The following is a 22,337-nucleotide window of genomic DNA, read 5'->3' as shown; positions in this document are numbered from 1 at the left end:
GAAGAGGAAGAACCCGGATCGGACACGTTGTATACAACGGCCGGCGTTTTCAGCATAATCGGACCCCTCCGCCAACTCCCCTCCGCGCCCGCCATGTTTCCGAAAAACGCCTGGTACGTCGCCTGCACCCCCGACGAAATCGACGCGAAGCCCCTGGGCCGCACCATCTGCAACGAGAAGATCGCCTTCTACCGCGGCGCTGATGGCAAGGTGGCGGCGGTGGAAGACTTCTGCCCGCACCGCGGCGCGCAGCTCTCGCTGGGCTCGGTGTGCGAAGGCAACCTGGTGTGCGGCTATCACGGCCTGGTGATGGGCTGCGACGGCAAGACGGTCTCCATGCCCGGCCAGCGTGTCGGCGGCTTCCCCAGGATCAAGGCCTATCCCGTCGCCGAGAAGTACGGCTTCGTCTGGGTCTGGCCGGGTGACGCCGCGCAGGCGGACGTCGCCGGGATCCACCACCTGGAGTGGGCCGACAATCCCGAGTGGGCCTATGGCGGCGGCCTGTACCACGTGAAGTGCGACTACCGCCTGATGGTGGACAACCTGATGGACCTGACGCACGAAACCTACGTGCATTCCACCAGCATCGGGCAAAAGGAAATCGACGAGACGCCGGTTGCGACCAGGACGGTGGGCGAAACCGTGGTGACCAGCCGCTTCATGAACAACGTGATGCCGCCGCCGTTCTGGAAAGCCAACCTGCGCGGCAACAACCTGGCGGACGACGTGCCGGTGGACCGCTGGCAGGTCTGCCACTTCGTCCCGCCCAGCCACGTGATGATCGAAGTCGGCGTGGCCCACGCCGGCAAGGGCGGCTACGACGCTGACCCGAAGGACAAGGTGTACTCCATCGTGGTGGACTTCCTCACGCCCGAGACCGACACGACCATGTGGTACTTCTGGGGCATGGCGCGCAACTTCAATCCGAAGGACCGCAACCTCACGGCGCAGATCCGCGACGGCCAGGCCCGCGTGTTCTCCGAGGACACGGAGGTGCTGGAGGCGCAGCAGCGCAACCTGCTGGCGCACCCGGACCGCAAGCTGCTGCTGCTGAACATCGATGCCGGCGGCGTGCAGGCGCGCCGCATCATCGACAAGCTGGTTGCGGCGGAACAACCGCAGAAACTGGCAGCGTGATCCCATGACCCAGATCGCAGTCAAGGTCCTGCGCAAGCAGCAGGAAGCGCTGGACATCACCAGCTTCGAACTGGGCAAGCCGGATGGCAGCGCCCTGCCCGGCTTCAGCGCCGGGTCGCACGTGGACGTGCAGGTGCCGGGTGGCGTCACGCGCCAGTATTCGCTGTGCAACGATGCCGCCGAGCGGCACCGCTACCGCATCGCGGTGCTGCGGGATCCCGCGTCGCGTGGCGGCTCGGTGGCCATGCACGACCGTCTGAAGGAGGGCGACACCCTCCTGATCAGCGAGCCGCGCAACCACTTCCCGCTGGTGCACGCCAGCCGCACGCTGCTGTTCGCCGGCGGCATCGGCGTGACGCCGCTGCTGGCCATGGCGCAACGCCTGTCGTCCATCCAGGCCGACTTCACGCTGCACTACTGCACGAGGTCGGCCGAGCGCACGGCATTTCGCGACGAGATCGCGGCTTCCGCTTTCGCCGGCCACGTGAAGTACCACTTCGACGACGGGCCGCCTTCGCAAAAGCTGCACCTGGAGCGCGCCTTCGGCCCGCCGCAGGCGGACACGCACCTGTACGTGTGCGGCCCGACCGGCTTCATCGACTGGGTGGTGCAGAGCGCGAAGAAGCTCGGCTGGGCCGATGCCAACGTGCATGTCGAGTACTTCGGCGCCACGCCACAGGACACGGCGGGCGACAAGGCTTTCACGGTGAAGATCGCCAGCAGCGGCGCCACCTACGAAGTGCCCGCCGGCCAGTCGGTGGTGCAGGCGCTGCAGCCGCACGGCATCGAGATCCTCACGTCGTGCGAGCAAGGCGTGTGCGGCACGTGCATCACGCGCGTGCTCGAAGGCGAGTGCGACCACCGCGACTTGTACTTCACCGATGCGGAGAAGGCCAGGCATGACCAGTTCACGCCTTGCTGTTCGCGGGCGAAGACGGCCGTGCTGGTGCTGGATCTTTGATACCGGGGTTCGGCTTCGCGCTCACCACCGGCCTACGGTTCGGCGATACGGCCTGCCTCGTAGGCCGGCGGTGAGCGCGACAGCCGAACCCCGGTAATGCACCCGTCTAGAATTCCAACATCCCCCGAGAGAGACACCGAAATGATGCAACTCCCCGCCCGCTACGACCACGTCGGCAGCTTCCTCCGCCCCCAGTACCTGCTCGAAGCGCGCGCCCAGAAGGCCCGCGGCGACATCACGCCGCAGCAGCTGCGTGAGGTGGAAGACAAGGCCATCACCGAGATCGTCAAGTTCCAGCAGGACGTCGGCCTGAAGAGCGTCACGGACGGCGAGTTCCGCCGCACCTACTTCCACCTCGACTTCCTCGAGCAGCTCGGTGGCGTCAAGACGGACATCCCGGTCACCATCCGCAAGCCGGACGGAACCGAGGAACTGGCGCCGCCGGTGATCCGCGTCACCGGCAAGGTGCACCACGCCAGGGACATCCAGAAAGCCGACTTCGAGTACCTGAAGTCTCAGGTGGCCGCCGGATTCACGCCCAAGGTGACGATCCCCTCGCCCACCATGCTGCACTTTCGCGGCGGTCGCGCGGGCATCAGCAAGGACGCCTATCCCGAACTCGAACCCGCCTTCTACGACGACGTGGCCAAGGCTTACGGCGAAGAGCTGCGCTCGCTGTACCAGGCCGGATGCCGCTACGTGCAGATGGACGACACCAACCTGGCCTACCTGTGCGACGAAAAGATGCGCGAGGCCGCCCGCCAGCGCGGCGACGACCCCAACGAACTGCCGCACCGCTACGCCAAGTTCATCAACAAGGTCGTCGCCCAGAAGCCGCAAGGCATGCTGCTGGCCATGCACCTGTGCCGCGGCAACTTCAAGAGCACGCACGCCGCGGCGGGCAACTACGAGCCGGTGGCCGAGGCGCTGCTGAAGGAGATGGACATCGACGCGTACTTCATGGAGTACGACGACGCGCGTTCCGGCGACTTCCGCCCGCTGCGCTACCTGCCCAAGGGCAAGACGGTGGTGCTGGGCCTGGTGACCACCAAGTTCGGCCAGCTCGAGGACAAGGACGCGCTCAAGCGCCGCATCGAGGAAGCGGCCAAGCACGCTCCCATGGAGCAACTGGCGCTCTCGCCCCAATGCGGCTTCTCCAGCACCGTCCATGGCAACAACATCGCGGTGGAAGACCAGCGGACCAAGCTGCGCCTGGTGATCGAGACGGCGCAGGAGATGTGGCGCTGAAATAGCCCCTGCCCCCCGGCCGCGCCCGTGCCGGGTGACAATGCGGGCATGGCGAACGTATTGTTGATCGAGGACGACGATGCCCAGCGCTTCGTCGCCAGCTTTGCGCTGAAGAAGGCCGGCCACCAGGTGCGAGAGGCCTCGGACGGCTCCCAGGGCGTGACCGCCGCCCGGCACGAGCGGCCCGAGGTGATCGTCTGCGACGTGATGATGCCCGGCATGACCGGCTACGAGGTCGTCGGCATCCTGCGGGCCGACCCCGAGCTCGCCAACGTGCCGGTCATCCTGCTGACGGCCATGTCAGACCGCAAGCACATGCGCCAGGGCATGACGGCCGGCGCCGACGACTACCTGACCAAGCCGTACCGGCCGGACGAACTGTGCGAGGCCATCGATTCGGTCATCGCCCGCCGGCAGGTGCAGGAAGATGCCTTTCGCAGCTCGATGTCGGGCCTGGTCGAAAGCGCCCTGGAAAAGCAGAAGGAGTCGCTGGGCCGCCAGTACGAATCGCAACTGCAGCGCGAGATCAATGCGCGCTGGACGCGCAGCGCCAATGCGTCCGGCGACGTGCACCTGGACCAGGCTTGCGTGCTGCTGGCGGACCTGCTGGGCGGCATCCTGCCCGCACCCGAGGCCGAGCTTGCGGGCCGGGTGAAGAAGGTGCAGCAGGTCGCCCGCGACACGCTGTACCTGTTCGGCGCGGACTATGTCCTGCCGTACGGCACCAAGCTGGTGGCGGTGTTCCGCGGCGACGAGGCCACGCTGACCACGCCGGTGGAGCTGCGCGTGCTGCGCGCTGCCCTGGCGCTGTCGAAGTCCGCCCCTCGCTTGCGCTCCTACACGGTGGCCATCCACACCGGGCCGGTGGCGCTGGTGGCGGTGAGCGACGAATTGCACGGCGACCTGGGCCACACGCTGGTGCCGGGCGAATGCGTGAGCGCCGCCTCCGCGATGGAAGAAGCGGCGGCAGTCAATGGCTGGCGCATCGCGGCCTCCGAAGCGATGCTGAAGGCCATCGAGCACCAGGCAACGGTGGGCCGCCGCGCGACCACCGAGCGCGGCGATCCGACCGTCGAAATCACGGGATTGGCTGCCTAGCCCGTCGGGGTCGGCTGCGCCGAACCCGGACCGACACCAACTTCATCCGTTGCGCACCGTGAAAACGTGCGCCTGGATCTTGCCGTCCACCGGGCCGCGGCCGAAGCGGCGCGCGATCGCCTGCATGGCCGCGTCCGTGGCCATCACGAGCCGGCCCTCGCCCCTTGCCTCGATCTCATTGCGCAGCGGCGTGCCCTGGCAGTAGGCCACGGCGGGGATGTTCGGTGATGGCGCGCGGCTGCGGGCCGTGACGGTCTCCACCTCCGGCGCGCGCGCGAAGCCGGCCCGCGCCAGGTCGACCGTCAGCGCGTCGGTGTCGTGGCTGCCGTGCGGCGTGCGCGCCAGGAAGAGGGGAGGATCGGCGGGGAAGACGTGGGCCAGTGCCTGCGTCACCGTGTCGGCGAACTCGTTGTGCTCGATGGCGTCCCACACGTTGAACAGGAACACGCCTCCCGGCCGCAGCACGCGCCGCGCCTCGGCGAAAGCCGCGCGCTTGTCGGGGAAGAACATCACGCCGAACTGGCAGAGCACGGCGTCGAACGATGCGTCGGGAAAGGGCAGCTGCATCGCGTCTGCCTGCCGCCACTGCACGGGGCGGGACATGGCGACCGAGGCCGCCTGGTCCAGCATCGGCTGCTGCAGGTCGGTAGCGACCAGCTCGCAGGCCGCCGGCAGGCAGCGCGCCAGGTGCCGGGTGACGGCGCCGGTGCCGGCCGCGAGTTCGAGCACCCTGTCCAGGCGACGCCCCCGCACTCGCTCCGCCAGGTCGGCGCCGTAAGGTTCGAAGATCAGCGGGACCAGGTACCGCTCGTACATCTCGGGAATGGAGCCCAGGAACTGGCGATCGACGGTGGAATCAGGCATGGTGCACCTCCGCCGTGGATTTCACTCCTGCCGCGCACGATCCGCAAGGTGGGATCCGCCGTGTGACAAGTCGGGACCGACGAGGAAGCGCCTTCAGATGACGATGCTGCGCAAGCACCAACGGCGTGTGGATGGCATGCCCGTGCGTCCCTAAGCGGCGCGCCATACGCTGGCCAGCCAGGGCTGTTGCGCCAGGGGCAAGCCCGGGGGACGGTAATAGTGCTCCAGTTCCGTGAAACCGGCGGCCTGCAGGAACGCGCGCCAGGATGCCATGTCGTGAAACACGCCATAGCGGCCGCCGTTCCAGCCCTCCTGGTTTTCGCCGCGAGGATTGGAAGTGAAGAGCACGCCGCGCGGCTTGAGCGCGGCATGCAGTTCGCGCAACACACGCGGCAGCTCCTTGCGTGGCACATGGAACAGCGAGGCATTGGCGAAGATGCCATCGAAGTGCGCGGCCGGCAGCTCCAGCGCCAGGAAGTCCTGCTGCCATACCTCGCACCCGCTGTGTTCCCGGGCCATGGCGACGAACGCCGGCGAGCCATCGAGTCCCACCGGGTGGTGCCCGAGCGACTTGAAAGCCGCCAGGTCCCGCCCGGGTCCGCAGCCGAGATCCAGGATGCGCAACGGCGGCGCACCTTCCACATGCCGCAGCAGCGCGTCGATGTTCTGGGTGACATCGTGCCCGCGCGTGCCTTGCCAGAAGTCCGCGGCTCGTGCTTCGTAATGCGCGAGGGTGCCCGCGCTGGTGGGGTCGGATTTGTCGGATGGGTGCACGCAGATGCGATCAGTGGTCCGTCACGGCCAGCCGCGCGCCCAGGCCGGCGAAGGCGGCGGAAAAGCTGTAGCGCAGCCACGTCTGCACGCGCGGCGACTCGATCACAAGCGTACGGAACGCATGCGCGATGAAACCGTAGATGACGAAGACCACGAAGGTCATGGCCATGAACACCGCGCTCAGCTTCAGCAGTTGCCACAGCGGCTGGCTGGCGGCCGGGTCCACGAACTGCGGCAGGAAGGCCAGGAAAAAGATGGTCAGCTTCGGGTTGAGGATGTTCAGCAGGAAGGCCTTGACCACCAGCCCGGCAGCCGTCGCCCGCGACACCCGCGCATCCACGGCGAAAGCCGACTTGTCGCGCCAGGTCGCATAGGCAACGTGGAACAGGTACAGCACGCCGGCAATGCGGAGCACCTGGAAGGCCAGCGCACTCGTGTGCATGATCGCTGCCAGGCCCGCCACGGTGGCGGCAAGGTGCGGCAGGATCCCGGCAGTGCAGCCCAGCGCGGCGTAGACGCTGGCGCGCCGGCCTTGCACCAGACCCGTGGACACGGTGTAGATCACGCCGGTGCCGGGGATGAGCACGACGATCAGGGAGGTGATGAGGAATTCGAGGGTGATCATGCACAAGCACCGGGCTGCAGGACGCCAGATGGTGCCGCGTCCACCGCGTCCCTGCAAGGCCCGCGAAGACTTACAGTGATGTCATGCACCTCATCCAGCTGCTGCTTCCGCTTTACGACCGTGCCGGACAACCGTTTCCCCCCGGGCTGTACGACAGAGTCCGCAAGGAATTGGTGGCACGCTTCGGCGGCCTGACCACTTACAGCCGGGCTCCCGCCAAGGGCCTGTGGAAGGAAGACGGCGACTCGGTCCGGAGGGACGACATCGTGGTCTACGAAGTGATGACGGACGCGGTCGACCGCGCGTGGTGGGCGACCTGGCGCAAGCAGCTGGAGTCGGAGTTCCAGCAAGACGAACTGGTCATCCGGGCACAGGCGATCGAACAGCTCTGACGGCCGCGCGCCGCGCGCGCCTTACTGGCGGGAATGCAGCCCGATCATGTTGCCCTCGCTGTCCGTCACCAGGGCTATGAAGCCATGCGCGCCGATCGAGAACTTGTCCTTGAAGACCTTGCCGCCGCTGGCTGCGGCACGGCGCGCTTCGACCGCGCAGTCGGTGCAGGCGAAATACACGATGGTGCTGTTGCCGCCCGACGTCAGGCCCGGCATCCGCACCAGCGCGCCACCGGCGCCCGCAGCCTCCGGCTGCATCGGGAAAGCCCACATCTCGAGCTCCGGGTTGTCCAGCCGTTGCAGGCGGACGCCGAACACGGCCTCGTAGCACGCGGACCAATTCGCTGCCACGCCCGGCTTTCGTCGTGACGAGAACGTCAGGTTGCGTCCGGCTCCACGCCATCGTGAAGGTTGCGTTCGGCAGCCGAACATCTCTGGCGGACATCACGGCACCGTGCTGGATTTCAAGCGACTTGGCATGCACCGCGTCGCCCCTGCCCTGCCAGGCGATGAGCAATTGCTTCCCATCAGGGCTGAGAGCCAAGAGCGTGGAATTCGGCAACCCGCCATCAGGACGCTCCGACGGCATGGAACTGCATGCTGCGGTCAACATCGCCAGTATCCAGAGCAGCCCAGCCAGCGCGATGTCACTGAGGCGGTTCGACGCTTCCGATTTCATCGTACCCCTTGCCGAGGAATTGAACGAGGCAGAAGCCGTGGCCGAAGGGGTCGGCCAGCAGTGCCAGCTTGCCCCAGTTGCTGGTGCGAATTGGCTGCTCCAGCCTGGCGCCGGCCGAGATCGCTTTCTGCAGCGCAACCTCGATGTCATCAACGACAAAATCCAGGTGGACCGGGCTCCAGTGCCGCCGGTACGTCCGGCGCTGGTCCGTGAATTCCGAGGGGGTGCTGCCCTCGGCCTTCGCGAGCAGATAAATGGCAGACGACGCGCCGAGCAGTTCGACGCCGTCGGCCCCGAAGCGCCGGCCGACAGTGAGGTCGACCGCGTTGCAGTAGAAAGCGGCAGCCTTGCGGAGATCGTCGACGTCGATGTTGACCAGCAGCTGCATGGCGGTGGCGCCCTGCATGCGGATTCGCCGGGCGGCCGTCCGGCCGCTCAGCCCTTCTTGCTACCCATCACCAGCAGCAGGCCGCCGATGACGATCGCACCCACGCCGGCCCACATCGGAACGTTGACCGTTTCCTTCTCCTTGACCTTCAGCTCCAGCGGGCCGACCTTCACCGCTGTCGTGTCCTTGGTGTAGCTGAAGCCCCCGTAGGCGAGGCCGAGCACGCCGGCGATGATGAGGGCGATGGCAGCGATCCTGATGGGGGTCATGGGTCAATCTCCGTGTGCGTGGCTCCAACCCTCGCCGCGAGGATCGCGGACGGGGTTGCAACCCATTGGAGCACAGGAAGGCGCATTCTCACCAAAGGGCGCGTGGTCAGTGTTGCGTGGTGTCGATACAGGTCAGACGTCCACCGGGTAGCCGAGTTCCACGTCGCAGAGCGCCTGGCCTCCGCGCACGCCGAAGTTCTCTCCTGGAAGTTCGTGAATCCGGACCAGCACACACACGCTCGGGATTCCAAAGGCTTCGAGGCGCTGCACGAGCGATCGGTACAGGCGGCGCTTGGCCGCCAGCGAGCGCCCGGGCAGCAGGAAGATGCTGACGTTGGTCAGGCGATCGGGATCCGGGCAATCGGTGCGGCCGATGAAGCGATGGGGGGCGTGCGCCACCAACGCGACGTTGCGGTGCACGGGGGAAACCTCGAAGGCCTCGACAATGGCTGCGTGCACCGCTTCCATGAGCGCCACTTCCTCGTCGGGCGAATAGCTGTGGCGAACTTCGATGGTTGCGCTGGGCATTCGGCGGCGCGCTGGCGGAGTGACAGACGTCGAGATTTTGCCTCAGGCAGCGCTGAAACCAGCGTGCCTGTGTTGCCTAAGTGAGACCCCGACTTGCTTTACCGTGTTACCAAGTTCCAGCTGGTCACTGGCACATTTCGCCTCCTTGTCGGGCAGCGTTCTCGCGATGGGAAGGGTCAGGCCGCTGCCACGGGCACCGACCTGCGATGCGTGGCCCGGTGGGCCAAAGCGATGACGAATGGCAGCAGCAGCTCCGGCACGAGGTAACCGAGCCACAAGGCCGCCGGTTCGGGAAGTCCGACTTGACTGATGGACACGAGCCTTCCCAGGCCGGCAAGGAGGACGCCCAGTGCGATCAGGTACACAAGCGTGCCCTGCTGCCGGATGGTGCTGGCTGCCCACAAGCTGATGAAGCCGGAGGACAGGTACACGCCGGCCATGAAGCGATGCACGTTGTCGAGGCGGGGGGAGACCTGTGGCTCTCCGAGGTACATCTGCAGCGTGCCGCCGATGATGGAAATCGCGGCGACGACGAACAAACTGATTTGCACGACGCGCTGGCTGGCGGGCATGGATGGGGCGGATCTCACGATGTGTTCTCCTGTTCAAGCCACTTGCGGCCGGATCCTACCCTCCCCTCTTCTGCCTGTCCTTCTCGTTCTGCTTATCGATCCGCTCCCGCGCCTCCGCCCACTCCTTGTCACTCCACTCGCGCAACTCATAGAAGTTGCCACCCGTGGCCAGTGCATTGCCTCCATCCATCATGATGCTCTGCCCGGTCAGCCAGTCGCATTGTCCGGGCGCCATCAGGAACGCGGCCAGGTTCTGCAGCTCCGCCATCCTGCCGGGCCGCGCCATCGGATTTCGCTCACGGCTGCGGGCCCCGGGTTCCTCGCCCGGATTCAGGCGCTTGCTCATCCCCTCGGTCGGGATCTCGCCCGGCCCCACCGCGTTCAAGCGCACGCCGTGTCTTGCCCATTCCACTGCCAGCGACTTGGTCATGACGTCGATGCCCGCCTTGCTCATGGCCGACGGCACCACGTACGGGCTGCCGTTGTCGACCCACGTGGTGATGATGCTCATCACGCTGCGGAAAGGCCGGGCCGGCGTCCACCTGCCGGCTTTCGCGTCGGCCACCCAGCGCTTGCCGACGGCCTGTGTCACGTAGAAGGTGCCGTGAAAGACGATGTTGGCGATGGCGTCGAAGGCGCGTGGCGACAGGCTTTCGGTGGGCGCGATGAAATTGCCCGCGGCGTTGTTGACCAGGCCGGTCAGGCCGCCGTCGCCCCACAGCGCGTCCACCATCTCCTCCACGGCTTGCGCCACGCGGATGTCCACCCCGAAGGTGTCGATGCGGCGGTCGGGGAATTGCCCGCGCCAGGCCGCGGCCGTCTCGTCGCACACGGCCTTGCGGCGGCCGCAGATGGCGACGTCGGCGCCGAGCGAGAGGAAGCGTTCGGCCATCGCCTGGCCGAGGCCGGTACCGCCGCCGGTGACCAGGATGCGCTGGCCGGAGAAGAGTTGGGGTGCGTACATGCGGATGACCTCCGGATGCGCAGTGTACGGCGGGGTCGCTGGCGCGAACCCGCCCTACGGGAGGGATGGGATTCGTAGGGCGGGTTCGCGCCAGATTCGTAGGGCGGGTTCGCACCAGCGACCCCGCCAGGCCCCCTCGGATCAGTGATGCGCCGGCGGCGTCACTTCCCAATGCTGCATGACACGCTCGTGCCCGTCCACGCTCTCCAGCCGCACGCGGAAGCCCCACAGGCGGGCGACGTGCTTCACCACCTCCTCGGCGCTGTTGTCCAGCGGACGGTCGTTGTGGCGGATGTGGCGCAGGGTGAGGGAGCGGTCGCCGCGGGCGTTGACGTTCCACACCTGGATGTTCGGCTCGCGCCAGCCCAGGTCGTGCTGCCGTGACAGCGACTCGCGCAGCCGGCGGTAGCCGTTGTCGTCGTGGATGGCCGCAACCTCGAGCTCCGACTGCGCCGCGTCGTCGAGCACCGCGAACATGCGCATCTCGCGCATCAGCTTGGGCGACAGGTACTGGCCGATGAAGCTCTCGTCCTTGAAGTGCCGCATCGCGTAATCGAGCGTCTTGATCCAGTCGCTCCCGGCGATGTCCGGGAACCAGGCGCGGTCCTCGTCGGTCGGGTTCTCGCAGATGCGGCGGATGTCCGTGAACATCGCGAAGCCCAGCGCATACGGATTGATGCCGCTGTACGCGGGGTGCGTGATCGGCGGCTGGAACACCACGTTGGTGTGCGAGCTCAGGATCTCCATCATGTAGCCGTCGGAGAGCATGCCCTCGTCGTACATGGTGTTCAGCAGCGTGTAATGCCAGAACGTGGCCCAGCCCTCGTTCATCACCTGCGTCTGCCGCTGCGGGTAGAAGTACTGCGCCACCTTGCGCACGATGCGCACGATCTCGCGCTGCCACGGCTCCAGCAACGGCGCGTTCTTCTCGATGAAGTACAGGATGTTTTCCTGCGGCTCCTCGGGGATGCGCTTGGCCTCCTTCTTGGCCTGCTTGCCGGCCTTGGTGGGCAGCGTGCGCCACATGTCGTTCACCTGCTGCTGCAGGTACTGCTCGCGGTCCTTGCGGCGGATCTCTTCTTCCACCATGCTGATCTTCTGCGGCCGGCGATAGCGGTCCACGCCGTAATTCATCAGCGCATGGCAGGCATCCAGCGTCTGCTCCACGGCCTCGATGCCATGGCGCTCCTCGCAGTCCGTGATGTAGCTCTTGGCGTACACCAGGTAGTCGATGATGGAGCTGGCATCCGTCCACATGCGGAACAGGTAGTTGCCCTTGAAGAACGAGTTGTGCCCGAAGCACGCATGCGCCATCACCAGCGCCTGCATCGGCATCGTGTTCTCCTCCATGAGGTAGGCGATGCAGGGGTCGGAGTTGATGACGATCTCGTAGGCCAGGCCCATGTGGCCGCGGCGGTAGCTCTTCTCGCTCTGGATGAAATGCTTGCCGTAGGACCAGTGCCGGTAGTTCACCGGCATGCCGACGGAGGCGTACGCGTCCAGCATCTGTTCGGCGGTGATCACCTCCAGCTGCGTCGGGTACGTGTCCAGCCCGAAGCGCTCCGCCGTCTTGCGGATTTCGTTGAAGTACTGGTCGATCAGCTCGAAATTCCAGTCCGACGGGCTGGGCAGGCGCGCCCGCTTGCCGCTCGCCGCCGCGTCGGAGGGAGTGAGGAGTTCTGCTGTGCTCATGTCACCGCCGGTGTTTTCTTGAACAGGTCCCGAAAGACGGGGAAGATCTGCGCAGGCGTCACGATCTTCTGCATGGCGAACTGCGGATTGGCATCGCGCACCCGCGTGTATTCTTCCCACAGGTTCTGGTCTTCGTCCGCCACCTGCACGTAGGCGTAGTAACGCACCAGCGGCAGGATCTTGCCGTCCAGGAGCTCGCGGCACTTGGACGAATCCTGCTGCCAGTTGTCGCCGTCGGAGGCCTGCGCGCCGTAGATGTTCCACTCGCTGCCCATGTAGCGCGAGCGGATGATCTCGTTCATCAGCGTCAGGGCGCTGGAGACCACCGTGCCGCCGCTTTCGGTGGCGTGGAAGAATTCGTCTTCCGTGACTTCCGCGGCCTGCGTGTGGTGGCGAATGAACACCACCTCGGTCTTCTCGTAGTGGCGCGAGAGGAACAGGTAGAGCAGGATGAAGAAACGCTTGGCGAGGTCCTTGCGCGATTCGTCCATCGAACCCGACACGTCCATCAGGCAGAACATCACGGCCTTGCTGGTGGGCAGCGGCTCGCGCACCCGGTTGCGATAGCGCAGGTCGAACGGGTCCAGGAAGGGAACGCGCTTGAGCCGCTCGCGCAGTTCGGCGACGCGCTTGCGCAGGATCTCCAGCTCCGGCGGCGGACCGTCCGGCCGGCGCTCCAGGTCCTCCAGCTGCCTTTCGGCCTCTTTCAGTTCCGCCCGGGCGTCGCCGCCCATGGCGATGCGGCGGGCCAGGCCCGTGCGCATCGAACGCACGATGTGCAGGCTGGTCGGGTTGCCTTCGCTGACGACGCCGGCGCGCCGCACCTTCCATTCAGGCACGTCGGCCAGCAGTTGCGTGCGGATCATGCGGGGCAGCGCAAGGTCGTCGAAGAAGTAGTTCATGAACTCTTCGCGACTGATCCGGAAGCTGAAGTCGTCTTCGCCCTGCCCGTCCTGCGAGGCGCCCTGCCCGCCCGAGCCGCCGCCCCCGCCGCCCTGCGGCCGCTGGATGCGGTCGCCGCGCAGGTATTCCTGGTTGCCGGGGTGCACCAGTTCGCGGCTGCCGCCCGGCGCATGGCCGAAGGTCGGCTCCGTCACGTCGCGCTTGGGCAGCGTGATGTCGGCGCCCGCCTCGATGTCGCGGATGCTGCGGTCGCCCACCGCCTTGCGCACCGCGTCCTTGATCTGCTCGCGGTAGCGGCGCAGGAACCTTTCGCGATTGCCTATCGACTTGTTCTTGCCCGAAAGGCGGCGATCGATGACCTGGTGGAGCAAGGACCGCTCAGTGCTGCTCATTCTGGTCGGTCGGTTACGAGCTCTTTCGAACGCGGAGGTACCACTCGCACAGCAGGCGCACCTGCCTTCGCGTGTAGCCTTTTTCTTCCATCCGGTGCACGAAGTCCTCGTGCTTCTTCTGCTCGTCGGCCGAGGCCTTGGCGTTGAAGCTGATCACCGGCAGCAGTTCCTCGGTGTTCGAGAACATCTTCTTCTCGATCACGGTGCGCAGCTTCTCGTAGCTGGTCCACACCGGGTTCTTGCCCGCGTTGTTGGCCCGCGCCCGGAGCACGAAGTTGACGATTTCGTTGCGGAAGTCCTTGGGGTTGGACAGGCCGGCCGGCTTCTCGATCTTCTCGAGCTCGGCGTTCAGCGCCGAGCGGTCGAAGATCTCGCCGGTGTCGGTGTCGCGGAATTCCTGGTCCTGGATCCAGAAGTCGGCGTACGTGACGTAGCGGTCGAAGATGTTCTGGCCGTATTCGGAATACGACTCCAGGTACGCCGTCTGGATTTCCTTGCCGATGAATTCGGCATAACGGGCGGCCAGGTGCTCCTTGATATAGGCAAGGTACTTCTGCTCGGTCTCCGCCGGGAACTGCTCGCGCTCGATCTGCTGCTCCAGCACGTACATCAGGTGCACCGGGTTGGCGGCGACTTCCTCGGACCCGAAGTTGAACACCTTGGACAGGATCTTGAACGCGAAACGCGTGGAGATGCCTGTCATGCCCTCGTCGACGCCCGCGTAATCGCGGTATTCCTGGTAGCTCTTGGCCTTGGGGTCCGTGTCCTTGAGGTTTTCGCCGTCGTACACCAGCATCTTGGAGAAGATGCTGGAGTTCTCCGGCTCCTTCAGGCGCGTCAGCACCGAGAACTGCGCCATCATCTTCAGCGTGCCGGGCGCGCAGATGGCGTCCTTGAGCGAAGAGTTCTGCACCAGCTTTTCGTAGATCTTCACTTCCTCGGTGACGCGCAGGCAGTACGGCACCTTCACCACGTAGATGCGGTCGAGGAAAGCCTCGTTGTTCTTGTTGTTCTTGAAGGCCTTCCACTCGCTTTCGTTGGAGTGGGCCATCACGATGCCGTCGAACGGGATCGCGCCGAAACCTTCGGTGCCCTTGAAGTTGCCTTCCTGGGTGGCCGTCAGCAGCGGGTGCAGCACCTTGATGGGCGCCTTGAACATTTCCACGAATTCCAGCAGGCCCTGGTTGGCCAGGCAGAGGCCGCCGGAGTAGCTGTAGGCGTCCGGGTCGTCCTGGGCAAAGCTTTCCAGCTTGCGGATGTCGACCTTGCCGACCAGGGCGGAGATGTCCTGGTTGTTCTCGTCGCCCGGCTCGGTCTTGGCGATGCCGACCTGCTTGAGGATGGAGGGGTAGCGCTTGACGACCTTGAACTTGCGGATGTCGCCGCCGAATTCCTCGAGCCGCTTGACGGCCCAGGGCGACATGATGCGTTGCGTATAGCGGCGCGGGATGCCGAACTGCTGCTCCAGCAGGGGGGCGTCCTCGTCATTGCTGAACAGGCCCAGCGGCGACTCGTTGACCGGGGATCCCTTGAGCGCGTAGAACGGGACCTGCTCCATCAGCTGCTTCAGGCGCTCGGCGATGGACGACTTGCCGCCGCCGACCGGGCCGAGCAGATACAGGATCTGCTTTTTCTCTTCCAGGCCCTGCGCGGCGTGGCGGAAGTGCGAGACCACCTGCTCGATCGGATCTTCCAGGCCGTAGAAGTCCTTGAACGCCGGATAGACGCGCAGCACCTTGTTGCCGAAAATCCGCGAGAGGCGCTGGTCGTGCCGCGTGTCCACCATCTCGGGCTCGCCGATGGCGGCCAGCATGCGCTCGGCGGCCGTGGCGTACGTCAGCGGTTCCCGTTTGCAGAGGTCGAGGAATTCCTCGATCGACAACTCTTCCTCACGCTTGGTCTCGTAACGCGTAAGGAAATTGCGGACGACGTCCATGAAGCCTCCTTCGTTAACGGTCTGCACCGGTAGCGCAGCGCGGTGTCACTGTACTCCCACAGGGCTGGTTCTGCAGCAACGCGCCATGTAGGTCGATCGCCGACTTCACTGTAGGTGAACGGTAGATAAAAACAAGGGGTGCGAGTTCATCGACTGCGTGTAAACGACAGTGGGGCGCGCGCGGCCGGCGCTCAACGGGTGCGCGTCACTTTGTTCAGGTGCGGCGGCCGGTCCGGGTCGTTGCCGCGAGCGCGCGCGAGGGCTTCGACCATGGGATAGAAACTCTGGATGGCGCACACCGGGTCGAGCTCCGGCACGCTGGCTTCCACCAGCGGCAGGTTGGCGCCCGGCGTGCCCTGCGGCGCCGCCAGCAGCACGCGTGCACCGCGATCGCGCATCGCCTGTGCGAGCGCCAGCAAGCCGGCCTGCGCGGGCCCGCGCGGCGCGAACACCAGCAGCGGGTAGCCCTCCTCGATCAGCCGCATGGGGCCATGCTGCACCTCCGCGCCGCTGAAAGCCTCGGCCTGGATGCCGCAGGTCTCCTTGAACTTCAACGCCGCCTCCATCGCCACCGGCATGCCCAGCCCCCGGCCGATGACAAACAGGCGGTCGGCGGCGGCCAGGGGACCGACGGCCGAGGACCAATCCGCCGCGCAGGCACGTTCCATGCAATCGGGCAGTTGCTCCAGCGCCGAGGCCAGCGCGGCGTCGTCCTGCCAGGCCGCCGTCAGCCGTGCGCCGGCGACCAGCTGCGCGATGAAACTCTTGGTGGCCGCGACGCTGGTTTCCTGGCCGGCATGCAGGCCGAACATCCATTCGGCGGCGCGCGCCAGCGGGGAATCGGTGTCGTTGACGAAAGCGCAGGTGACAGCGCCATGTGCACGAAAGTACTCCGTCGGGCCCACCAGGTCGGGGCTCTGGCCGGATTGGGAGAAGGCGAAAGAGCCCAGCCCCTCGCAACGAATCTCCGACTGGTAAAGCGTCACCAGCGACATCGGCATGGACGTCACCAGCCGTCCCATGCGCGCCATGATCAGGTAAGCCGCGTAATGCGCGGCATGGTCGGAACTGCCGCGGGCAATGGTCAGCAGCGACGTCGGGGGCTGCGCACGCAACCTGGCACCGAAAGCCTGCCAGCGGTCGCCGTCCTGGCGCAACTGGTACGCGACGGCGGCCGGCGCCTCGCGGGCTTCATCCAGCATGCGCGACATCGACCGCTGCTCCTTCGACGAAGACTTCGTGCACCCGCAAGCCGGCGTCGACCACCACCACGTCGGCCCAGCCGCCCACTGCCAGCCGGCCGCGGTCCGCGACGCCCAGGAAATCGGCCGCATGCGTGGACACGCGACGGACGGCGTCAGCCAGCGGCACCCCGATCACGTCGACCAGGTTGCGCAAGGCCCGGTCCATGGTCAAGGTGGAGCCGGCCAGGGTGCCGTCGGCCAGCCGCACCCCGCCCAGGCACTTGGTGACCGGCTGCCGCCCCAGGCGGTATTCGCCATCGGGCATGCCGGTGGCCGCCGTCGAATCCGTCACGCAATACAGGCAGGGGATGCTGCGCAGGGCGGCGCGGATGGCGCCGGGATGCACGTGCAGCAGGTCGGGAATGACTTCGGCGAACTGCGCGTGCGCCAGCGCGGCGCCCACCATGCCGGGCATGCGGTGGTGCAGCGGCGTCATGGCGTTGAACAGGTGGGTGAAGCCGCTGGCGCCGCGTTGCAGCGCCTGCACGCCGTCCTCGTAGGTGCCGAGCGTGTGGCCGATCTGCACGCGATACCCGGCGGCGACCAGCGACGCGATCGCCTCCATGTTGCCGGGCACCTCCGGCGCCAGCGTCAGCAAGCGGATCGGCGCCAGCGCGTCCAGCTGCCGCAGCTCCGCCAGCGCCACCGGCCGCGCGTAGTCCGGCTGTGCGCCCAGCTTGCCGGCGTTGATGAAGGGGCCTTCGAGGTGGATGCCGAGGATGCGCGCCGCCCCGGGGGCGGCGGCACGGCACAGCGCGCCGACCGGCTGCAGCGCCATGCGCAAGTCCTCGACCGGCGCGGTCATCGTGGTGGCCAGCAGCGACGTGGTGCCGTGCTGCGCGTGGCGGCGGGCCACCTGCAGGGCGGCGTCGCCGCCTTCCATCACGTCGCGGCCGCCGCCGCCGTGGACGTGCAGGTCGATGAAGCCTGGCAGCAGCAGGCGGGTCGCGCCTTCGCGCTCGCGGCCTGCGGGGACCGGGGCGCCGTCGATGGCTTCGATGCGGCCGTCCGGCCCGATGCGGAGGGCGCCGTCGATGGCGCCCTGGGGGGTGAAGATCCGGCCTGCCAGCGTCCGCGTCACAGGGCCACTTCCGTCACGTTGCGCATCGCGCGGCGGGCCAGCATCAGCGCGCCTTCCGCGGCGCCCGCCTGCGCCGGCACGATGCGCGCGCGCAGGGCGGGCCGCATGCGCGGCGTGAGCCGCTCGCCGATGCTGCCGGCCACGGCCAGCGGCAGCCGGCCGCGCGGGTCGATCGCCAGGGCGAGGTTTTCCAGGGACTCGGTGGCTTGCTGCAGCAGGCGCGCGGCGGCCTGATCGGTGGCCTCGCACTCGAAGACGGCGCGTGCGAGCTGGGCGAATTCGAACTGGCCGGACTCGGCGCACCAGGACTGCAAGGTTTCGCGTTCGTCGCCGCAGTGCATCCAGACGCGGCGCGCCAGCGGGCTCACGTTGGCCCGTCCGTCGAAGGCGGCAAGCCCATGGCGCACGGCCTGCAGGCCGAGCCAGCCGCCGCTGCCTTCGTCATCCACGCGAAAACCCCATCCGCCGACTGTAGCGCGGCTGCCGTCGGCGCGCACCGATTCCGCGATGCTGCCCGTGCCGGCGATCACGATGGCTCCCGCCCTGCCGCCGTGGGCGCCGAGCAGCATCGTGTAGGAATCGGTTTCGGCGTCGATCCGCGCAAAGCCGGGATTGCGCGCCAGGAATGCGTCGCGCCAGGGACGGTGGCTGACGCCGGACAGGCCGACCGCCAGGGCGCAGTGGCGCCAAGGCGGGACGTCCACCCCGCCCGCCGCGAACGCCTGCCGGACCGCGGCTTCGACGTTGGCCCAGGCCTGGTCGATCCCCTGGCCGAGCGCGGACGGCCCCGCACTCGCGGCGCCCACCAAGCCGTGGCGGACGTGCTCGACCACGGCGCGCGTTCCGCTGCCGCCGCCGTCCACGCCGATGAGGTAATCAGCCGTCAGGACGGGGCCCTCCCTCCGTCGGCTTCCTGTTCTTGCATGGTTGTTAGACCACGGGCGCGTGCCGAGTTGCAGCTCAGCAGGGCGCCCGGCTGCTCGTCGGTGCGTCGGACGAACCTTGCGCCGGGCAGCACGGTAAGCTCGCGCGCAACCCATGCCAGCTCCCCTGCCCTTCTACTTCGACTTCATTTCGCCCTACGGCTATTTCGCCAGCCTGGAGGTGGAGCAACTCGCCGCCCGGCATGGCCGCGTCGTTGAGTGGCGGCCGATGCTGCTGGGCGTGGCGGTGATGAAGGTGATGGGACTGAAGCCGCTGCTGGACACGCCGTTGAAGGGCGACTACGTGCGCCGCGACGTCCTGCGGCATGCGCGCAAGCGCGGCTTGCGGCTCGGGCGTGACCTCAATGCGCCTGTCGGCAACCCGCTGCCGGCCGCGCGCGCCTTCTATTGGGTGCGGCAACACCATCCCGGGCTGCAGGCTGCGCTGGTGCATGCGCTGTACCACGCCTTCTGGGCGGAGGGCCGCGACCTGTCGACGCCGGAAGCGGTGGCGTCGATCGCATTGCCGGCGGGGCTGGTTCCGGGCGAGCTGGCAGCGGGCGTGGCGTCGAACGAAGCGTCGACGCTGCTGCGCAGCGCGGTTTCGGCGTCGATCGAGGCCGGAGTGTTCGGATCGCCGACGCTGGTGGTGGACGGCGAGCCATTCTGGGGGGTGGACCGGTTGGGGGAGGCGGAGGAGTGGTTGGCTACGGGGGGGTGGTAGTTTGAAAGCGGACAGCCAAACAGCCGGACGCAGAAGGCGCAAAAGTTACGCAGAAGTCGCAGAAGAGTCCAAGAGAAAAATCCTGAGGAAATCCGGAAGTCCTTTTGCGACTTCTGCGCAACTTCTGCGCCTTCTGCGTCCGGTTGTCCGCATTCCGGTTGTCCGCATTCCTCACCGAAAGCTGAAACTCGTCTCAACCGCGCTAGCCCCCAGCGCCTCGCGCAGCTTCCGCTCCAGCCGGGCGTCGCGATCCCCTTGCACGACGACCTCGGCAACGCACCCCGCGCCCTTCTCTTTCGCACTCACGCGCAACGCCACCCCCGGCGCCGCGGCTGACAGGAGCTCCTGCAACTTCAACTCCACCGCCCGCACCCGCAGCGCCGGCTTGTAGATCTTGCCGACGGCGGTGAGCGGCAAGGCGTCCAGCACCACCACGCGCTTGGGCACGGCGGGGCGTTCGTAGACACGCGGCGCCACTTCGGCCAGCAGGGACTCGCCCGTCACCTGCACACCCGGCTTGAGCATCACGAAAGCCGCCGGCACTTCTCCTGAATGCGCATCGGGTTCGCTCACCACCGCGCACATGGCAACCGCGGGGTGCGCCAGGAAGGCGTCCTCCACCAGTCCCGGGTCGATGTTGTGCGAGCCGCGGATGATGACGTCCTTGGCCCGGCCGGTGACGTGCACATAACCCTGAGCATCGACATGCCCGAGGTCGCCCGACACCAGCCAGCCGTCGTCGAACATGCCGGCGTTGCGCGCGGCATCCGTATAGCCCGGGCTGACGTTGGGCCCGCGCAGCACGACCACGCCGGTCTCGCCCGCGGCGCAGGTCTCACCGAGTTGCACGCCGCCATCGCGCCAGGGCACCACCCGCACCTGCGTGTAAGGCAGCGGAAGCCCGGCGGAACCCGGCACGCGCGGCGCGTGGAACGGTTCGATCGACACCAGTCCCGCGCACTCCGTCATGCCCAGGATGTTGCGCACGGCGATGCCCGTCGCCTGCTCGAACCGCGCGGCCAGCTCGGTGGGCAGCGGCGAGCCGCCCGTATACGCGACCTGCACGCGCGAGATGTCCGCATCCACCGGCAGGTTGCACAGCCCGGACAGGATGGTCGGCACGCAGGCCAGCGCCGTCACGTGCTCGCTCTCGCAGAATTTCCAGTAGTTGCGCAGGAACGCTGCATTGCGCATGCCGGTGACGGTGGGCAGCACCTGCCGCGCACCGATGGCCAGCAACGCCAGCCCGTAGACGAATGCGCCGGCCACGTGGAACAGCGGAAAGCCGTTGACCTCCACCGTGTGCTCGTCGAAGCCGTAGAAGCGATGCGCGAACCACGACGCATGCGCCTCGTTGCCGTGCGTGTGCTGCACCAGCTTCGGCGCGCCCGTCGTTCCACCCGTGTGGAACAGCGCGGCGACGCGGTCCGGCGTGAGATGCGGATCGAACGCCAGCACGTCCGATTCCCGGGCCAGCCGTTCTTCGAAATCGCCACCGATCGCAAGCACGGTGCGCGAAGCGAGCCCGGGCACTTTCTGCAAGGTGCCCCACACATCGAGTTCAGCACAAGGCCCGAGCGCCACCACCACCTTGGCGCCGCTCGCATCGAGCAGAGCCGCGATGTGGTCCGGCTGCAGCATGAAGTTGATCGGGCAGGCGCGCCCCGCCACCTGGGCGCCCCACAGCGCGTAGTGCGTGGACGGAATGTTCGGCCCCAGGATGGCGACCGCATCCTGCTCGCCGACGCCGAGCCGGCGGAACAGGTTGGCGGCGCGATGGATGTTGGCCAGCAGCTCGCGGTACGAGGTGCGCAGCGGCGCCGTGCCGAGCTCGCCATCCTGCAGGTAGGTGAAGGCGGCGCGCTCACCGTAGCGCTGCGCCGCCCGCGCGATCAACCCATAAGTGGTGCGCGCCGGGATCGCTTCCTCATACGGCGTTCGTTCCAGGGCCTCGATGTCGGCGAGCTCCCGGAAGGTCACAGGAAACCTCCGCGCGGCGCGCTGCGGTTCTCGCGCCTTCGGGCGGCCGTGCGGCGCGCCGTGGTCACGCAAACCCCAGCAACCGCACCGCGTTGCCTTTCAGGATGCCGGGCATCACCTCGGGCTTGAACCCCGCTTCCTCGAAGTCCTTCATCCAGCGCTCCGGCGTGATCAGCGGGTAGTCGCTGCCGAACAGGATGCGGTCCTTCAACAGCGTGTTGGCGTATTGCACCAATTGCTTGGGAAAGTACTTCGGGCTCCAGCCGGAAAGGTCGATCCACACGTTGGGCTTGTGCGTGGCGACGGACAAGGCTTCGTCCTGCCACGGGAAGCTGGGGTGCGCCATCACGATCTGCATGTCGGGGAAGTCGATGGCGACGTCGTCCAGGTGCATCGGGTTGCTGTACTCCAGCCGCAAGCCGCCGCCGCAGCGCATGCCGGAACCGATGCCGCTGTGCCCGGTGTGGAAGATCGTCGGCATCTTGTGCGCGTTGATCACCTCGTAGATCGGCCAGGCCATCTTGTCGTAGGGGTGGTAGCCCTGCACCGTGGGGTGGAACTTGAATCCCCTGACGCCCTCTTCCTTGATCAGCCGCTCTGCCTCGCGCGCGCCCATCTTGCCCTTGTGCGGGTCGATGCTGGCGAAGGCGCACATCATGTCGCTGTTCTCGCGCGCGGCCTGCGCGATCTCCTCGTTCGGGATGCGGCGGCGGCCGAGCTTGGACTCGCTGTCCACCGTGAACATCACCAGGCCGACCTTGATCTTGCGGTAGTACTCGATCGTCTCGGCGATGGTGGGACGGCGGCTGTTGCGGAAGTACTTGTCCGCCGCGCGGTCGTACTCCTCGCCGTAGTTGTCGAAGGGGTTCCAGCAGCTCACCTCGGCGTGCGTGTGCACGTCGATGGCGATCAGGTTGGCGTGGTCCATGGGCCTTGTCTCCGAAGTATTTGGCTAGGGTAAGT

The 22,337-nt window shown here is 67.0% G+C and carries 23 protein-coding genes; 6 read left to right on the top strand and 17 right to left on the bottom strand.

The genetic code is table 11. The annotated features are described in order from the left end of the window. Positions 1 to 93 precede the first annotated feature (93 nt). The 4 genes from WG902_RS17475 to WG902_RS17460 all read left to right on the top strand — a co-directional run bounded on the left by WG902_RS17475 (position 94) and on the right by WG902_RS17460 (position 4,444). Positions 94 to 1,137: an aromatic ring-hydroxylating dioxygenase subunit alpha gene (locus WG902_RS17475; RefSeq protein WP_340061422.1), complete on the top strand. Its 1,044-nt coding sequence runs from the start codon at positions 94 to 96 to the stop codon at positions 1,135 to 1,137. 4 nt (positions 1,138 to 1,141) lie between these two features. Continuing rightward, on the top strand, positions 1,142 to 2,098 hold the full coding sequence (locus WG902_RS17470; RefSeq protein WP_340061421.1) for a PDR/VanB family oxidoreductase: 957 nt from the start codon (positions 1,142 to 1,144) through the stop codon (positions 2,096 to 2,098). Positions 2,099 to 2,239: 141 nt separating this feature from the next. After that, entirely contained in the window at positions 2,240 to 3,346 is a 1,107-nt protein-coding gene (locus tag WG902_RS17465; protein WP_340061420.1) for a 5-methyltetrahydropteroyltriglutamate--homocysteine S-methyltransferase, read from the top strand. A gap of 48 nt (positions 3,347 to 3,394) precedes the next feature. Continuing rightward, a complete protein-coding gene (locus WG902_RS17460; protein WP_340061419.1) occupies positions 3,395 to 4,444 on the top strand; it encodes a response regulator transcription factor in 1,050 nt (349 codons plus the stop codon). A gap of 42 nt (positions 4,445 to 4,486) precedes the next feature. On the opposite strand, the gene WG902_RS17455 is transcribed toward WG902_RS17460, so the two are convergent. The 3 genes from WG902_RS17455 to WG902_RS17445 form a co-directional block, all read right to left on the bottom strand. After that, positions 4,487 to 5,308 carry a class I SAM-dependent methyltransferase gene (locus WG902_RS17455; protein ID WP_340061418.1) on the bottom strand — a complete coding sequence of 274 codons (822 nt, stop codon included), beginning with the start codon at positions 5,306 to 5,308 and terminating at the stop codon, positions 4,487 to 4,489. Between the two features lie 150 nt (positions 5,309 to 5,458). Beyond that, the gene (locus tag WG902_RS17450; RefSeq protein ID WP_340061417.1) at positions 5,459 to 6,082 is read right to left on the bottom strand and encodes a class I SAM-dependent methyltransferase; all 624 of its coding nucleotides are present in this window, start codon (positions 6,080 to 6,082) and stop codon (positions 5,459 to 5,461) included. Positions 6,083 to 6,092: 10 nt separating this feature from the next. After that, complete coding sequence (locus WG902_RS17445) at positions 6,093 to 6,707, bottom strand: LysE family translocator (RefSeq protein ID WP_340061416.1); 615 nt, start codon at positions 6,705 to 6,707, stop codon at positions 6,093 to 6,095. 83 nt (positions 6,708 to 6,790) lie between these two features. Here WG902_RS17445 and WG902_RS17440 point away from each other — a divergent pair, with 83 nt between their 5' ends. Continuing rightward, positions 6,791 to 7,099: a hypothetical protein gene (locus WG902_RS17440; protein ID WP_340061415.1), complete on the top strand. Its 309-nt coding sequence runs from the start codon at positions 6,791 to 6,793 to the stop codon at positions 7,097 to 7,099. Positions 7,100 to 7,120: 21 nt separating this feature from the next. Here WG902_RS17440 and WG902_RS17435 read toward each other — a convergent pair whose 3' ends face one another. The 12 genes from WG902_RS17435 to WG902_RS17380 all read right to left on the bottom strand — a co-directional run bounded on the left by WG902_RS17435 (position 7,121) and on the right by WG902_RS17380 (position 18,787). Then, positions 7,121 to 7,450, bottom strand: a complete 330-nt coding sequence (locus WG902_RS17435; protein WP_445263704.1) for a VOC family protein — start codon at positions 7,448 to 7,450, stop codon at positions 7,121 to 7,123. A gap of 296 nt (positions 7,451 to 7,746) precedes the next feature. Then, complete coding sequence (locus WG902_RS17430) at positions 7,747 to 8,184, bottom strand: VOC family protein (protein WP_340061414.1); 438 nt, start codon at positions 8,182 to 8,184, stop codon at positions 7,747 to 7,749. Positions 8,185 to 8,213: 29 nt separating this feature from the next. Then, positions 8,214 to 8,435 carry a hypothetical protein gene (locus WG902_RS17425; protein WP_340061413.1) on the bottom strand — a complete coding sequence of 74 codons (222 nt, stop codon included), beginning with the start codon at positions 8,433 to 8,435 and terminating at the stop codon, positions 8,214 to 8,216. Positions 8,436 to 8,567: 132 nt separating this feature from the next. Next, on the bottom strand, positions 8,568 to 8,963 hold the full coding sequence (locus WG902_RS17420; RefSeq protein WP_340061412.1) for a tautomerase family protein: 396 nt from the start codon (positions 8,961 to 8,963) through the stop codon (positions 8,568 to 8,570). A gap of 176 nt (positions 8,964 to 9,139) precedes the next feature. Continuing rightward, a complete protein-coding gene (locus WG902_RS17415) occupies positions 9,140 to 9,553 on the bottom strand; it encodes a DUF4345 domain-containing protein (RefSeq protein ID WP_340061411.1) in 414 nt (137 codons plus the stop codon). A gap of 37 nt (positions 9,554 to 9,590) precedes the next feature. Next, positions 9,591 to 10,499: an SDR family oxidoreductase gene (locus WG902_RS17410; protein WP_340061410.1), complete on the bottom strand. Its 909-nt coding sequence runs from the start codon at positions 10,497 to 10,499 to the stop codon at positions 9,591 to 9,593. 141 nt (positions 10,500 to 10,640) lie between these two features. After that, positions 10,641 to 12,191 carry a SpoVR family protein gene (locus tag WG902_RS17405; protein WP_340061409.1) on the bottom strand — a complete coding sequence of 517 codons (1,551 nt, stop codon included), beginning with the start codon at positions 12,189 to 12,191 and terminating at the stop codon, positions 10,641 to 10,643. Further along, positions 12,188 to 13,486: a YeaH/YhbH family protein gene (locus WG902_RS17400; protein WP_340061408.1), complete on the bottom strand. Its 1,299-nt coding sequence runs from the start codon at positions 13,484 to 13,486 to the stop codon at positions 12,188 to 12,190. The genes WG902_RS17405 and WG902_RS17400 overlap by 4 nt, the downstream gene beginning before the upstream one ends. 13 nt (positions 13,487 to 13,499) lie before the next feature. After that, positions 13,500 to 15,422: a PrkA family serine protein kinase gene (locus WG902_RS17395; protein WP_340061407.1), complete on the bottom strand. Its 1,923-nt coding sequence runs from the start codon at positions 15,420 to 15,422 to the stop codon at positions 13,500 to 13,502. A 191-nt stretch (positions 15,423 to 15,613) separates the two neighbouring features. Further along, the gene (locus tag WG902_RS17390; protein WP_340061616.1) at positions 15,614 to 16,624 is read right to left on the bottom strand and encodes an SIS domain-containing protein; all 1,011 of its coding nucleotides are present in this window, start codon (positions 16,622 to 16,624) and stop codon (positions 15,614 to 15,616) included. Then, complete coding sequence (gene nagA / locus WG902_RS17385) at positions 16,614 to 17,747, bottom strand: N-acetylglucosamine-6-phosphate deacetylase (RefSeq protein WP_340061406.1); 1,134 nt, start codon at positions 17,745 to 17,747, stop codon at positions 16,614 to 16,616. The genes WG902_RS17390 and nagA overlap by 11 nt, the downstream gene beginning before the upstream one ends. Beyond that, the gene (locus tag WG902_RS17380) at positions 17,744 to 18,787 is read right to left on the bottom strand and encodes a BadF/BadG/BcrA/BcrD ATPase family protein (RefSeq protein ID WP_340061405.1); all 1,044 of its coding nucleotides are present in this window, start codon (positions 18,785 to 18,787) and stop codon (positions 17,744 to 17,746) included. The genes nagA and WG902_RS17380 overlap by 4 nt, the downstream gene beginning before the upstream one ends. Between WG902_RS17380 and WG902_RS17375 the strand changes: the two genes are divergently transcribed. Then, entirely contained in the window at positions 18,786 to 19,394 is a 609-nt protein-coding gene (locus tag WG902_RS17375; RefSeq protein ID WP_340061404.1) for a 2-hydroxychromene-2-carboxylate isomerase, read from the top strand. The genes WG902_RS17380 and WG902_RS17375 overlap by 2 nt on opposite strands. 171 nt (positions 19,395 to 19,565) lie before the next feature. Here the strand turns inward: WG902_RS17375 and WG902_RS17370 are convergent, their stop codons facing one another. Beyond that, on the bottom strand, positions 19,566 to 21,374 hold the full coding sequence (locus WG902_RS17370) for an AMP-binding protein (RefSeq protein ID WP_340061403.1): 1,809 nt from the start codon (positions 21,372 to 21,374) through the stop codon (positions 19,566 to 19,568). A 64-nt stretch (positions 21,375 to 21,438) separates the two neighbouring features. After that, positions 21,439 to 22,302, bottom strand: coding sequence for an amidohydrolase family protein (locus tag WG902_RS17365; protein WP_332824157.1), 864 nt, complete (start codon positions 22,300 to 22,302; stop codon positions 21,439 to 21,441). Between the last annotated feature and the right edge of the window lie 35 nt (positions 22,303 to 22,337).

The sequence above is a fragment of the Ramlibacter sp. PS3R-8 genome (genome assembly GCF_037572435.1).
Classification (GTDB): Bacteria; Pseudomonadota; Gammaproteobacteria; order Burkholderiales; family Burkholderiaceae_C; genus Ramlibacter.
Note: the sequence above shows the minus strand (reverse complement) of the source record. Positions and strands in the feature narration are given on the sequence as shown.